Consider the following 15,267-nt stretch of genomic DNA (forward strand, 5'->3'; position numbering starts at 1 on the left):
TTAAGCCTCCTTAGGCTGTGACAACAGTTGAAAACTTACATAATTCCTGGATGACAGCTTCATCTACATCTACCCCTAATCCGGGTTTCTCATTTAAGCAAATAAATGGCACATCATAATGTAAGTTCCCAACATCCTTTGAGAATTTTAATGGACCCGTTAGTTCTACACTCGTCATTATCTTCTTAGAAAATGCTACATGGAAGCCTGCAGCAGAACCAACTGACGACTCTACCATGGAACCAACTTGACATTCAATTCCTGCCATTTCCGCCATAACAGCAAGCTTCATAGCAGGATAGATGCCACCACACTTCATTAATTTAATATTTACTTTATCTGCTGCACGCTTGGCAATAATTTCACGCATTTCACGTACGCCTCGTAGTCCTTCATCAATCATTAATGTTACATCAGACTTTGATTTAATTTCTACCATTCCATCAATGTCTTCGCTATCGACAGGTTGCTCTAGCCAATCGATATTTAAATCTTTCATAGCACGTAAACCTTGTAAAGTAGTGGCAGCATTACCCCAACCTTGATTTACATCCACTCGAATAGCAATGTCTTCGCCTACTCGCTCACGTACCGCTTTTATACGGGCTACATCACGAAGTACCTCTGTACCTACCTTCATTTTAAAAGAGCGATAGCCCATTTCTACTCGATTAGCTGCCTCTTCTGCCATTGCTTCAGGTGTTCCAATGCTTAGTACATGTGTGATTGGGAATTTTTCATGATAACGTCCACCTAAAAGTTGGTATACAGGCACACCTAAGGCTTTTCCAGCAATATCGAAGCAAGCAATATCGATCGCTGCTTTTGCTGCTGGTACATCTTTCACAACTTTATTCATTTTATCGTGTAGTTTTTCAAAGGCCATTGGACTTTCTCCAATAATAGCTGGGACTAGCTGATGTTTTAGTACAGCATATGTACTTTCCCATGATTCACCTGTTACATGTTCATCAGGAACAGCTTCACCATACCCTACCACACCTGTATCGGTAGTTACTTTTAAAATAATGGAAGGCATTGTATCATATGTAGCATAACTAATGATGAATGGATCAATTAGCGGTAAATGTATAGCAAAAATTTCTACTTGTTTAATTTTCATCGTAATCAGTCTCCTCTGTCGTTAAAGTTGTCGCTAATACGTCGCTAAATGTTTAAAAAAATAGAAAAGGAGTGATGTCCATGTCTACCAAAATAGCGATTATATGTTCAAAAGCATTTATGAAACGTATTATTAGTATCGCACAAAACATAACGGATATTCAATTAGAATTTTATCTTTACAGCCACCCCTCTGAAGCGCCTACTTTAATGAAGCAAATAAAACCGTGTGATGCAATATTATTCGGAGGAACGTTACCTTATCTACACACTCAATCATTACTTTCAGAAGTTCCAATACCTTGGAATTATATTAAGCAAGATGAAACAACCATTTCTACAACATTATTATCATTAGTAGCCAAACATGCTGTAGCTATCGACAGGATATCCATTGATGTAATGAATCCTGCATTCGTTGATAATGTTTTAGCAGAAATAGAATTTCATGGTCAAAAGCCACATGTTCAGCATATTTCGATTACTGAGCCAACTGAGAATATTTTAAAACGCCATATCGCCCTGTGGAATTCAAAAAGTATTGATTTTGTCATTACCAGTATTCATAGTGTATTTGATGAATTACAAGCACTTCAAATACCGTCAATGCGTATGTTAGATGCTACCAAATCTATTATTCAATGCCTTGAAGAAACAAAATCAAAATCACTATTAACCAAGTCAGAAGCTTTCAAGGCTGTAGTGGGTCTCTTAGAAATCCCTAAAAATACTTCCATTGAATCAACTGTTTTAAGTCAAATTGCGAAAGCTACCTTTTCAACTTTTAAGCAAATTTCAACGCATTCCTTTGAGCTATACACAACTGCTGGACATCTTCAAAATGCTCTCGAAAAGGAAAACTTAGAGCAGCTCATACAGCAAGTTGAACAACCTTTTAAGCTAGCATTTGGCTATGGCTATTCCATTTTGGAGGCCACACAAAATGCTCAGCATGCTTTAACATTTACTAAACCTTTTGAGATTTATATTCTTGATGAACATAAAAACTTATTAGGGCCTTTCCCTAATACAGAAGGTAAAATTTCTTTAAAAACCGATGATCCTTATGTTTTACAAATGGCTAAGCTTACAAGTTTAAGTCCATTAAATATTTCTAAAATAATCAATTTTAGTAACGAACGACAGTCAGCTCAATTTACATCTCAAAATCTTTCTGAATACCTCCAAGTAACACGACGTACTACAGAGCGTATTATTAAAAAATTAGTTGATAATGGCTATGTAAATATTGTTGGTGAAGAAATGACCCATCAACAAGGACGTCCTCGTAAAATTTATCAATTGAATTTTGCAACTTACTAAACTGCCTCATAAAAGAATTCTCGTAGATACACATGAATCTACGAGAATTTTTATTTTAGTCAACCATTACCAAATTATCCGTATTTTCAGCTTCTTGCGCCTTTTTACGCTTCTCAGCTTCTGCTATTTCTTCTGGCGTTAATTTAACAATAGCAAATCCAATATATCCATAGATAATAGAAATAATCGGTACAGTAAAGTTAAGAATTGCATATGGTGCATATTCCATTGCACTTACACCTAAAGTAGCTAAAATAAACACACCACAAGTATTCCAAGGGAAGAAAACAGATGTTAATGTTCCCCCATCCTCTAATGCACGAGAGAGGTTTTTAGAATGTAAACCACGTTGTTGATAGACACCCGCGAACATACGTGAAGGAACAACAATTGAGATATATTGCTCAGAACATGTTGCGTTGGTTGTTACACAAGCTGCAATCGTTGAAGCAATAAGACTTCCAGTAGATTTAGCAAACTTCACAATTACATTCATCAATGCCTTTAACATTCCTGAATACTCTAAAATACCACCAAATGTCATCGCTACAATCGTCATTGAAACCGTATTCATCATCGAGTCTAGACCACCACGGTTAAATAAATCATCCACCATGTGATTACCTGTTGAGATTTCAAAGCCTGCCTGTAATGCTTGTACAGCACTTGCAGCTGAACCACCTTGTACAAAAATCTGTAGTAAGAAACCTGAAACAATCCCTATAATTAAAGCTGGAATTGCTGGTACTTTCTTAGCTACTAATACAATAACCCCCACAGGAACAAGTAATAGTAAAGGAGAAATAACGAAGCTTTCTTCCATCACTTTTAAAGTTGTTAATATTTCTTCAGATTGCATTGAAACTTCTGCAAATTTTCTACCCATGAATCCAAAAACAACAAGTGAAATAATCAACGCTGGAATCGTTGTATAAAGCATATGCTTAATATGTGCAAACAGATCTGTACCAGTTAATCCTGCTGCTAGATTTGTTGTATCTGATAATGGTGACATCTTATCTCCAAAGTATGAACCCGAAATAACAGCACCAGCAATCATAGCCGCTGGAATACCCATACTTAAACCAATACCCATACCCGCGACACCAATTGTAGCCATTGTAGACCATGAACTACCAATAGCTAATGACACAATTGAACATAACAACATGATTGTCACAAGGAACCACGCTGGAGAAATTAACTTTAGACCGTAGAAAATCATTGTTGCTACGACACCGCCGCCAATCCATGCCCCAATTGTCAAACCTACTAAAATAATAATAACAATGGCAGGTAATGCCAGACGTATCCCTTTATACATCATCTCTTCAATTTCTGCCCATTTATATCCATGCATTTTGGCAACAATTGCTGCTACAGTTGTGCCAACAAGAAGAGGTACGTGAGGACTTTGCTCTAAAACAACTACTGTAATCAACATAGTAATAATCATAATTGCAAAAGTTAGTAGTGCCCAGCCCGCATTAATATCCTTTTTCATTTTTCCATCCCCTTTTTTTGCACCAAATCCCTTTTCGGTTTTTTCAAGACGCAAATAATTTTTTACGTTTTTTAGCTTAATATTCAAAAAATTAAAAGTCAACGCAAAAAATTTATGCTTCCCTAGCAAATCCCTTTATTTTAGCGTAATAAAACGCTTTCAAGTAGCAATAAAAAACAATGCAAACCCTTGAATATCCATGCATCATTAAAAATGTTCATGCAAAAAAGCTATATGAAAAAAAAGTTACATTTTTTCATATAGCTTTTAATATTTTTTTATTCAGGCTTTTTTTCTAATACACATGCAAGTACTTTCGCAGCATCAATTAAGGCACTACGATCAAATGTCATTTTAGGGTGGTGTAATCCTGGTGTTAAATTTGCACCAATTCCAATCATTGCCGCTTTTAATTCTGGCTTTTTAACTGTATAGAAATGGAAATCATCACTACCTGGTGTAGTTATTTCATCTGCTAAATGCCCTTCTCCCAAAGCCTCAATGATGGCATTCTTGGCCATGTTCGCAGCAGTTGGGGAAACTTCAGCACCTGGTGTGAAATCTATCCACTTCCAACTCATATCAATTTCAAATTGTTGCTGTATTGATTTCAGGCCAGATTCAATTTTACTGCGCAACAATTCAAGTTGTTGATTATGCTGTGCGCGAACATCCATTGAGAAACTAGCATTACCTGGAATAATATTTGTACTACCACCATCCGCAATGATTTTTGTTAACTTAGCAGAATGTGGTTCAAATGGTGATAAATGAATGCTGTGTAGCATTTGTTGCACGGCCATAATAACATCAATGGCATTTTTACCTTGATGTGGTCTAGCACCATGTGCATCTATACCTTGAATAGATCCCTCTAAAAAATAAGCAGCGCCATGATGAATCGCAGGCGAAACTTTGCCAAGTGGTAATTCTTCTATTGGTCTTAAATGAACACCAAATAAATGTGATACTCCATCAACCGCGCCTCTATCAAACGTTGCACATGCGCCATTTCCTAGTTCTTCAGCAGGTTGGAAGATGAAACGAATACGATGTTGTAAGGTGCGATCTTTCAGTAGTAATAATGCACCAAGAACCATGGAGATATTCGCATCATGTCCACACGAATGATTTGCTTGCCACTTCCCATCAACTTCCTGCCATAAGGCATCAATATCAGCACGTACTGCAACAATTTCATTACCAGTCCCAATTTCAGCTATTAATCCTGGTATATCACCTAATAAACGATAACTAACATGCAATTCATCCAGTATGGAAGCAATTTTTTTAGTAGTCTCAAACTCTTTCCAACTTACTTCGGGATATTGATGAAAATGATCAAACCATTGATAAATCGTTTCTTCTACTGTTAAAGCTTTCGACATAACTACACCTCTATACGCATTTTTGTTTCCCATTATACATGAATTTTTTTCAGAAAAGTACATATGTCTTCAGACCTAATACACTTATTTTAATCATATATTACATTCATATGCACTGGAAAAGCCATTTATCAATAGAGGTATAATATACAATGGGCTATGCTAAAAGTTAGTATACTTTCAACATAGCCCATCAAATTTTCATTATAAACTTGTAAAAAACCCTTCTGGATACTCTTCATACTGAATATTCACCATTTGCTCCTCATTTTTCTCTTCTTCTTCACGTAAATCGAATTCTTGATCCATTAAATACGTTTCAAACTTTGAATTTAACAACTTCCCCATTGTACCACTCCTTATTAATTGAATTTTCTGATAAAAGGATTATACAATAGATTTTTAGTAAATTGCAATAAATTATATACATTATGCATTATAACTATAAAACCTATCTCATTTTTAGATTGAACTATCGTATTTTTTCTATTTATTTACAAAATAAAAACTGCATCTTTTGACATTCAGATACAGTCTCACTTTTCATTCTATTGAATGGCTCCACAGGCTATTCTAGCTCCTGAATTACCAGCAGGATCTGTTTTATAATCATCCGCTGATTCATGAATGACAATAGCACTTCCATCACTATCTAATAGCGAATTTGGTTGATCTTTTTGTAAAGTTAACCCCTCAGCTAAAAAATTAAGATCCACATTGCCATCTTCACCAATTTCCAAATTTGGTAAGTCCCCTAAATGATAACCATTAGGATTTAGTTTACCATGTTCCTTGTTTGTTGGATTAAAGTGGGCACCAGCTGATTCAAATTTAGGTGGTTCACACTTTCCTACTTCATGAATATGGATACCATGTGTGCCTGGTGGTAAGCCTGTTAATGCGAGCGTCATCATAACCCCATTATCTTCCTCTTGAAGATATGCATTGCCATAGCTTTCATTATTTGCACCAATTACTTTTGCAGTAGCTGTTAAAGGGGTAGATGCATTGACAGCTACTTTCTCCTCTTTCTTATCGAAAAAACTGCAACCCGCAACAAAAATTAGTAAAGAAAGACTCATTAAGCTTATTTTTTTCATAAAAATACCTCCTCTCTTTCTGATGATTTCCAATTTCTTCAGTACTTATGCAAAATTAATCATTTACGATTCTATAATGGCTCCTATTTCATTTGAGCTTGAATAGGAAACTCAACCAAAGTAAAAGGGATTTCCCAAAGTTCGAGAAACCCCTTTCATAATTAATTTAAGATTTTTACCGTTACTGTTTTGACACCCCACTGAAGTGCTTGTCCTTCAGTAGGAATAAATACATCGATTTTATTTCCTTTAATAGCTCCACCTGTATCAGCAGCGATTGCTTCACCATAACCTTCCACCCAAACCTTCGTACCAAGTGGAATAACCCGTGGATCTACAGCGATTACCTTTAAATTAGGATTCGACCTTATATCTGTTCCATTTGCTGTAATTCCTGAACAGCCTTCACAATAGGCTGTATACGCAGTCGCACGCATTGTTAATGTTTTACCAGAGACAGTTGCTGGAGCACTTGCTGGTTTTGTTTTGGCAGGTGCAGCAGGCTTAGCAGCTGTTGCAATCCCCTCGGAAGTTTTTGGTTTTGGTTTTGCAGCTGAAGCTTTAATAGCTATCGATTCACCAGCTAAAATCAAATCTGACGCAAGGTGATTCCATTTCTTCAAATCATCTACAGTTACATTATTAATACGAGCTATTGAAAATAAAGTATCCCCACCTTTGATGACATATTCATCCCCCGATGGTTCTTCTGCTTTTGACGTGTCTTTCACTAAGTCTTGCTCTGGGTAAAACCATAATGAATCCTTTTCATTTAATTGCTGGAACTCACCAACTGTTAAATTATAAATTTGCGGGAGTGCCCATAGTATATTGCCTGGCGACTTGTCCTTAGCAAAGGAAGGACTAGCATAGAGACTCACACCAAATGTCAATACTACCGCTAAAGCTAATGCTCTTTTCTTCATGTTTAGTAATACCTCCATCATTTTATTATTTGTTGCAAATCTGTTGCTAGCACACTAGAGTTAAAAGCTCTATATATGTAAGCAACCATAAGTTTGCAAATTAATAACTCAGGACTAGCTACCTGATATTAGGAATTATTACTATAAAAACGGAAAAATATACAATTTCAATTAATTTTTTAGTAATTTAATCAATTTATTGCGTATAAACTATAATTTAGTAGGTCTGTTTAGGACTTTTTTATATTAGATATTTGCTATATTTAGCCGATAAAAAAAGAAAAGGAGGGAATAAAAATGGAAGTTAATTCACTTATGTCATCCCAGCTGATGGAACTCCAACAAACAGTACAGATGAGTGTCATGCAAAATGCTCTTAATTTAAACACAACTACTGCAATTGAATTACTGAAAGAACTACCTCAGCAACAAACAGCTCCTACTCACCCATATAAAGGATCCATAATAGATATCTCAATCTGATCATACAGCCATATTTATCTAAAGGAGGTTCCTTATGTGATTCGGGTAATTATCGTGGACGATGAGCCATTAGCTCTGGTTAGTATGAAAAAACATTTAAATGAATTTGATAACATAGAGGTCATTCGAACTTTTACTACTGCAAAGGATGTATTGAAAGAAGGACCTACCTTAGACTTTCAAGTAGCATTTTTAGACGTTGAAATGCCAGGTATGAGCGGATTAGAAGTAGCACAACTGTTAAAAACATGGGATAAAAATATCTGTATCATTTTTGTAACTGCCTATCGAGACTATGCTGTTCAGGCATTTGATGTACAATCACTTGATTATTTATTAAAGCCAGTTTCAAAATCTCGTTTAGAGATAACCATTAACAGAATACAAAAGCTATTCCAAAAAAATCTATCATCGGAGAAAACTCGAACGCATCAAAAGCCTATGCTTCAAATCAGATGCTTTGGAGAGTTTGTCGTTTCTTTTGATGAAAAAGTAATTCATTGGAGAACAATTAAAAGCAAAGAATTGTTTGCCTTTCTATTTTTACAGCTTCATATGCCCGTACCTCGTGATAACATTTTAGATTCACTTTGGAGTGATACGGATGTAAAAAAAGCCAGAGTACAATTGCATACTACTGTCTCCTACTTACGTACAACACTTTCATCTTATGGCTACACGGATGTCATTGAATATGCAAATGGCTGCTATATTTTGAAACTAAACGATTTTCAATGTGATGCCTTTGATTTGGAGGATATCTTAAATACCAAAGCTGAAACAGGACGATTAAATATTGAAAAAGCTGAGGAACTCATCCAAAATTACCATGGTGAATTTATGGCAACAATGGACTATGCATGGACTACTAGTAAAACAAATTTGATGAATAAACAATTTAGTCAACTACTTGATGAATTGATACTTTATTACTCTAAAAATCAGAACCTTAAAAACAGAGAGCGTTCATTGTTATTTGCTTTAGAGTTTAATCCGTATTCCGACAAAATCGTGCAACAATTAATCCAACATTATACTGAAATTGGAAATCGCGCAGAAGCTATAAAAATATACCATTCTTTTAATAGCCTTCTATTAACAGAATTAAATGTGTCACCATCTCAGGAAACCACAGAACTTTTTCAAAACGTCTTACATGCACATGAAAAAGAGCATGAAACAAGCGTTTACCCCTAAAGACATGAAAAACATGCTAGCGTCCAGTGCTAGCATGCTTATATAGTTTAATTATTTAACAATCATTTGTCTCATATTACTTACAACACACAAACAGTTTCTTCCAGATTTTTTAGCCTTATACAAAGCATGATCTGCAATTTCTATCAGTTGATTGGGACTTTGGACATTTGGTGTAAAAGCCGTAATTCCAGCAGACATTGTCACAGGTCTTCCACACACAGTTTCTTGTAAAGCTTGTTTAATTCGGAGACTTTCCGCTAATTGGACTGCATCCTCTATATTCATCGAAGGTAAGATGACCATAAATTCTTCGCCGCCAAATCTAAAGCATAACCCCTGTTCCCCGACACTGCTCTGCATAGTAATCGCAAAGGCTTTTAAAACTTCATCTCCTACAGTATGACCATATGTATCATTTATACTTTTAAAATCATCTAGATCTATTAAGATAATGGCATGAGGAACCTTATCAATAATTAATTTGTGTAAAATTTGATCCATTCTTCTGCGATTAAGAATCCCTGTTAATGAATCTAAGTTCAACTGCTCTGTTAAGTCATGGATTTTACTTTCCGAACAGATCATCATATTTTGAATATTCTTTTTCAATAAATTTACCTCATTATACCAATCAGCAATTTCCTCAATCCCTTGTGCTCCTTCATCTACTTCAATTCTTTTCGATAGCTCTTTGAGAGGCTGTGTAATTTTAATAGCAAACCAAATAGCAAATCCCATTATAGTCGCTATAACTATTATGATTGGCCCTAGGACTTTTTTAAAAAACAAATTGAAGGACACTATTCTTTCATCAAGTAAAGTATCAACCATTTGTTGCGTATACAGCTTTAATGAATGGTCATCTGTCTTAGCATCTTGTAAATAGCTTTCCGTAATTGTCGAGACTTCCATTACATAAGTTTCTTGTATATTTGTTTTATGTTCCTTCAAAATTTCATTGAAATTACGATAGCTAATCCAAATACTAATACTAGATGTCATGAGGACAACAATAGTTGTCATACTAATAATAAGAAACGATAACTTTAACTTGAATTTACCCACAATAGATCATTTCTCCCATTGAGATGTTTTTTCGTTAATCTTATCTATGTTTAAATTTTGATATACTTATTCAATCATCATACGTCAAACCTCTTAAAGAAAACTTAAACACTAATGATTTTTTCCTCCTTCAATTTAAAAGGAAAAAATCGATAGTACTACTAACTCCAAATTGTTCTATTTATATAGGCTTAAAGCATTCTTTTATTATCCATTATATTTTCTTTTTTCCAATTTCGTGGCATGGTAGATAGAGATTATTAGGAGGGAAAAATTGCTGTGTTGAGAAAAGCTTCTACCCAACATCTACTTATTATAATTGCCATTTTTATAGTCCTTACTTTTCTAAGGTTATTATGGTTAAACTATTTCCTCCCCTCTACACATCAACCTAGTGCCAAAGATGGTGTGGTCCACATAAACAATTTGACTACATCGGAAGAAGAAGTTATTTCCTTGGATGGAGGATGGATTTATTATCCTGGACAATTTGTGAATTCTGAAAATAAGGGAGGTAACAAAGAGAGTCATAGCAATACGTATAATACCCAAAATATTCCTGCGTCAAAAGATGAGCGAACGACTCAACCCTATGGCACTTATCAGTTAAAAATTCTGCTACCAAACAATTTAGATAATGATCGATATGCCATTCGTATACCTGCTATCTCAACTGCATCAACCTTATATATAAATGGAAAGCTAGTAGGAAAATCAGGCAAAGTAGCAGATAATGCAGAAGACCATGAAGGTCAAGCTTCACCTTATACTGTTTATTTTACTAATACACAATCTGAAATTAATCTCATACTTCATGTATCTAATTTTGATACACCTACAAGTCCTATTATTAATAAAAGGATTTTATTTGGCACTGCGTCAGCGATGACGCATCATCAATTAATTGTAGGGCTATCTCTTTCAACTATTGTAGTTATGCTAATCATATTCTCTCTTTTTAGCATACTTGTATATTTGTTCATCTATCGAAAATCTATCGTTTTACTTTTCACATTTGGTTTTCTTTTGCCTTTAGCAGATGAATTAATTACGTTTGATCGCTCCCTACTGGATTGGTTGCATCTGAATTATGTATGGTCCTATAAGCTTTCTTCTATTATTTTTCTAGGAGCCTCCTTTTTCTTTGTTCAGTTTATGAGAGTCCTCTTAGTCAAATATCACAACACTAAAACATTTCAATGGATTTTTGCTTGTTATGTTTTAAATGCAATACTCACGATTGTTTTACCAATGACATGGCTGATACCTACGAAGAATATTTTCTTCGTACTTTATCTAGTATCCTTTCTTTACGTAGTGGTACTGGCTCTTAGAGAGTATTTAGAAAACCAAAAAAGGAGCTCTGCTTTTATTGCACTAACAGCTATCGGCACCACAAATGGTATTATATGGGGTTTCATTAAATCTGTTTACGTATTCGATATTCCCGTTTATCCATTCGATTATTTATTTATCATGCTTGGTTTTTCTAGCTATTGGTTCAAACGTTTTCATGAGAACTCTCAGCAAATTCAAAACTTAGTGACTAAACTACAACACGAGGATGCTTTAAAAGATGAATTCCTTACAAGTAATGCAGAAAAACTTTGGAGTCCAATGAATAGGATGATTACCCTAGGTCAATCCATTTATGACAACCCACATAACAAACTTGTTACTGAAGATGAAAAAAATCTTAAACACCTTATCGATATAGGTAGAAGTATGTCCTTTACGTTAAACAACATACTGGATTTTACTCGTTTAAAAGAAGGAGATTTACATCTCCATACACAAAGTGTAAATCTTCAAGGTGCTGTTTATGGAGTTTTCGATATCCTCCGCTTTATTGCAAATGGTAAACAAATACATATGGTATCTTTAGTACCTCCAAGTTTCCCAAATGTATTAGCCGACGAAAATCGCCTTATTCAAATCCTATTTAACATTTTGCATAATGCCCTAAAGTATACAGGTGAAGGCTCTATAGAAATTATTGCTCGTGAAGAACAGCATATGGCTATTATCCACATTCGTGATACTGGACAAGGCATGGACAATTTTGTACAAAGTCTTTTGTATTCGCCCTATGAACAGGGCCAAGAATATGATGAAGGCATTGGTATTGGCCTACTTATTTCAAAAAAACTGATTGAATTACATGGAGGTACGTTAAATATACAATCTATTCCTAACAAAGGTTCGAATGTTTATTTTACATTACCTCTTGCAGATGAAAGTAGACAAAAGGAATACGCAACCTTTAATGCACAAGCTAAAACTCAGCTATCCACAAATGAACAAGAGTTATCCATGGTGTCAGATAAGCATTTCAGGATCTTAATGATTGATGATGACCCTATGAATTTAGCAACGATGAAAAGTATATTTTCGATCTCTGAATACGAAATTACTACTGTTACAACCAGTGAGAAAGCTCTAGCTCTGATTCAGCAAGAATCATGGGATTTAGTAATTGTTGATGCAATGCTTCCGTATATTTCAGGCTATGCTGTAATTCAAAAAATACGAAAACAATACTCATTGCTGGAATTACCTATCTTATTATTGACGATAAGAAAGCACCCTGAAGATGTTTATACAGGCTTTGCCTATGGTGCTAATGATTATGTAACAAAACCTATTAATGCATTAGAGCTAAAAGTAAGAAGTCGAGCTTTAATTGATTTAAAATATAGTATTCAACAACGTCTACATTTAGAAAGTGCTTGGCTGCAATCTCAAATCCAACCACACTTCTTATTTAATACACTTAATACCATTGCCTCACTTAGTACTATTGATACAGATAGAATGATCGATTTAATGCATCACTTTGGTGAATATTTACATGCCAGCTTCGATGTCAGAAATCTTCAAAGAGTAGTACCACTACAGCATGAGCTCGATTTAGTTCGTTCGTATCTTTACATTAAACAGCAGCGATTTGGTGAATTAATTCAGATTGAATGGGATATTGATGAAACGATACAAATTGAAATTCCTCCAATTTCTTTACAAACGTTAGTTGAAAATGCCATTCGACACGGTATATTAAAGAAAGAAGAAGGCGGTACTGTTTGTATTCGTATTAAAGATTTCACAACTTATGTATCCATTAGCGTAATAGATGATGGTGTGGGAATTAGCCCCACTCTATTAGAGGAATTGCAAGAAGATTACAAAGGGACAAGCTCTGGTATAGGAATAAGAAATACAAATCTACGACTTAAAAGAATTTATGGCCAACAATTACAAATTCAAAGTACTATAAACCAAGGTACAAATGTTACTTTCCATATACCTAAAGATTAAAAATCGGAGTCATTACAACGCCATTTTTGTAGTGACTCTTTTCTCAAGTTTCCAATTACATATAGATTTTTCGAAATGAGGGTACAGTATACATATAGAATAAAGGAAGGATCGATAGGTATGTACAAAATATACATAATAGAAGACGATGCAAATATAGCTTCACTGATTGTCGAGCACTTAGCTAAGTATCAGTTTGAATGTTTTACTGTACAACAATTTCCACACATTATTGAAGAATTTAATACTATACAACCACACCTGGTCATTATGGATATCAATCTCCCGACTTACGATGGCTATTTTTGGTCACGGAAAATCCGTCAACTCTCAACATGTCCCATCATCATTGTCTCTGCCAGAGTAAATGATATTGATCAAGTATATGGAATTGAAAATGGTGCCGATGATTTTATCACAAAGCCCTTTTCATTGGATGTCCTCATGGCAAAAGTAAATGGACTACTTCGGCGTACCTATGGTGAATATGCTTTTACCGAGACAACAACCATAACTATAGCCAATACTACATTAAATCCAGATACAGTTCGTCTTCAAACAAAAGCCAAAGAGAGCCTGTTAACGCTAAAAGAAATGCAGCTTAGTAAGTTATTATTCGAAGCTTACCCTAATGTAGTGCCGCGTCAAAAGCTTTTAAGTGCTATTTGGGATGATGAAACCTTTGTTGAGGAAAATACTTTGTCTGTGAATATTGGTCGATTACGTAGAAAATTGGAAGCCGTACACTCTAAACTTGAGATTAAAACGATCCGTGGTCTTGGATATCAATTAGTGGAGGAAAGTGAATGAAGCTATTCTTTCGAGATCATCTTAGTATCATTATTCTCTATAGCATAAGCTTCCTCCTATTACCTTGGATAATTCATGTATTAGATGACCTATCCTCACACTATGCCTACTTTATTTTTCTTGTCAGCTTTCTATTTATTCTGTGGCTGCTTGGTCGTTATTATCGAAGAAGAAAGTTTTATCATCATTTACAAAAAAATATCAACACACAGGATGATCTTCATTTATTTGAACCACGTGCAGCTATTGAGCAATACTATAGTGAAAAACTAAGGCAAATACAGTATTTATTTTTAACCCAACAGCAAAGATTGGAAGAACAAGCACATGAGAAGCAACTAGTTCTATCACATTTTGCACATCAAATGAAGACACCTTTATCTGTTATTCAATTAATCGTTCAAGCTACACCCAACAAGACCACTGACGAATTGCAGCAATGGTATACCATCAATAAAGAGTGCAATAAATTGACATTTACCCTCAATCAGTTATTAACGTATGAGCGCACATCTCATTTAGTAGCTGATTTAAAAATTGAACCTATTATTTTAAAAGGACTCGTGCAAGAAGTCATCAATGATTTGAAGGATTTCTTTATCATAAGAGAAGTTTTTCCAAAGCTGACGTTCGCTGAAGACCAAATCATTTATTCAGATCGAAAGTGGTTAAAAATTGTACTTTATCAAGTATTAAATAACGCCATTAAATATAGTGAAATGGCAAGCACCATTCATATCCATTATGACAACACGGCTTTGCACATAAAAAATCTTGGTGAGACGATCCCTACTAGTGAAATAGCACGAGTCTTTGATTTATTTTATACAGGTATGAAGGGGCGAACGAGTGGTGAAGCAACAGGTATAGGCTTATATTTAGTGAAAAAGATTTTAACTACACTAGAGCACCCCTTCACTTTACAATCTTCTGAGCATGTCACTACTTTTTCCATTAATTTTTCAAATAGTCTTAAAAAATGAAGATGACAAAGTTGTCATCTTCACGTCATCAAGAGAAATAGGTTATGT

The 15,267-nt window shown here is 34.9% G+C and carries 13 protein-coding genes; 6 read left to right on the forward strand and 7 right to left on the reverse strand.

What is annotated here, in order from left to right:
* Positions 1 to 10 precede the first annotated feature (10 nt).
* Positions 11 to 1,123, reverse strand: coding sequence for a mandelate racemase/muconate lactonizing enzyme family protein (locus ACHZEU_RS11735; protein WP_004229770.1), 1,113 nt, complete (start codon positions 1,121 to 1,123; stop codon positions 11 to 13).
* Between the two features lie 80 nt (positions 1,124 to 1,203).
* Here ACHZEU_RS11735 and ACHZEU_RS11740 point away from each other — a divergent pair, with 80 nt between their 5' ends.
* Complete coding sequence (locus ACHZEU_RS11740; RefSeq protein ID WP_048393260.1) at positions 1,204 to 2,445, forward strand: hypothetical protein; 1,242 nt, start codon at positions 1,204 to 1,206, stop codon at positions 2,443 to 2,445.
* Positions 2,446 to 2,500: 55 nt separating this feature from the next.
* On the opposite strand, the gene nhaC is transcribed toward ACHZEU_RS11740, so the two are convergent.
* The 5 genes from nhaC to ACHZEU_RS11765 all read right to left on the reverse strand — a co-directional run bounded on the left by nhaC (position 2,501) and on the right by ACHZEU_RS11765 (position 7,363).
* The gene (nhaC, locus tag ACHZEU_RS11745; RefSeq protein ID WP_048393453.1) at positions 2,501 to 3,949 is read right to left on the reverse strand and encodes a Na+/H+ antiporter NhaC; all 1,449 of its coding nucleotides are present in this window, start codon (positions 3,947 to 3,949) and stop codon (positions 2,501 to 2,503) included.
* Positions 3,950 to 4,227: 278 nt separating this feature from the next.
* Positions 4,228 to 5,337, reverse strand: a complete 1,110-nt coding sequence (locus ACHZEU_RS11750; protein ID WP_054549062.1) for an amidohydrolase — start codon at positions 5,335 to 5,337, stop codon at positions 4,228 to 4,230.
* 204 nt (positions 5,338 to 5,541) lie between these two features.
* On the reverse strand, positions 5,542 to 5,685 hold the full coding sequence (locus ACHZEU_RS11755) for a hypothetical protein (RefSeq protein WP_167444843.1): 144 nt from the start codon (positions 5,683 to 5,685) through the stop codon (positions 5,542 to 5,544).
* Positions 5,686 to 5,885: 200 nt separating this feature from the next.
* Positions 5,886 to 6,437, reverse strand: a complete 552-nt coding sequence (locus ACHZEU_RS11760) for a superoxide dismutase family protein (RefSeq protein WP_054549059.1) — start codon at positions 6,435 to 6,437, stop codon at positions 5,886 to 5,888.
* 161 nt (positions 6,438 to 6,598) lie between these two features.
* The gene (locus tag ACHZEU_RS11765; RefSeq protein ID WP_279493750.1) at positions 6,599 to 7,363 is read right to left on the reverse strand and encodes a 3D domain-containing protein; all 765 of its coding nucleotides are present in this window, start codon (positions 7,361 to 7,363) and stop codon (positions 6,599 to 6,601) included.
* A gap of 297 nt (positions 7,364 to 7,660) precedes the next feature.
* On the opposite strand from ACHZEU_RS11765, the gene ACHZEU_RS11770 reads away from it, so the two are divergent.
* On the forward strand, positions 7,661 to 7,846 hold the full coding sequence (locus tag ACHZEU_RS11770; protein ID WP_004229797.1) for a putative motility protein: 186 nt from the start codon (positions 7,661 to 7,663) through the stop codon (positions 7,844 to 7,846).
* Between the two features lie 36 nt (positions 7,847 to 7,882).
* Positions 7,883 to 9,043, forward strand: a complete 1,161-nt coding sequence (locus tag ACHZEU_RS11775) for a response regulator (protein ID WP_279493749.1) — start codon at positions 7,883 to 7,885, stop codon at positions 9,041 to 9,043.
* 51 nt (positions 9,044 to 9,094) lie between these two features.
* On the opposite strand, the gene ACHZEU_RS11780 is transcribed toward ACHZEU_RS11775, so the two are convergent.
* On the reverse strand, positions 9,095 to 10,111 hold the full coding sequence (locus ACHZEU_RS11780; RefSeq protein WP_279493747.1) for a GGDEF domain-containing protein: 1,017 nt from the start codon (positions 10,109 to 10,111) through the stop codon (positions 9,095 to 9,097).
* A 492-nt stretch (positions 10,112 to 10,603) separates the two neighbouring features.
* Here ACHZEU_RS11780 and ACHZEU_RS11785 point away from each other — a divergent pair, with 492 nt between their 5' ends.
* From ACHZEU_RS11785 to ACHZEU_RS11795, 3 genes are all read left to right on the forward strand, one after another.
* Positions 10,604 to 13,426, forward strand: coding sequence for an ATP-binding protein (locus ACHZEU_RS11785; RefSeq protein ID WP_404803445.1), 2,823 nt, complete (start codon positions 10,604 to 10,606; stop codon positions 13,424 to 13,426).
* 120 nt (positions 13,427 to 13,546) lie between these two features.
* Positions 13,547 to 14,236, forward strand: coding sequence for a response regulator transcription factor (locus tag ACHZEU_RS11790; RefSeq protein WP_259949243.1), 690 nt, complete (start codon positions 13,547 to 13,549; stop codon positions 14,234 to 14,236).
* Positions 14,233 to 15,219, forward strand: coding sequence for a HAMP domain-containing sensor histidine kinase (locus ACHZEU_RS11795; protein ID WP_054549054.1), 987 nt, complete (start codon positions 14,233 to 14,235; stop codon positions 15,217 to 15,219). The genes ACHZEU_RS11790 and ACHZEU_RS11795 overlap by 4 nt, the downstream gene beginning before the upstream one ends.
* Positions 15,220 to 15,267: the final 48 nt, after the last annotated feature.

Source organism: Lysinibacillus sp. S1 (assembly GCF_044986265.1).
Classification (GTDB): Bacteria; Bacillota; Bacilli; order Bacillales_A; family Planococcaceae; genus Lysinibacillus; species Lysinibacillus capsici.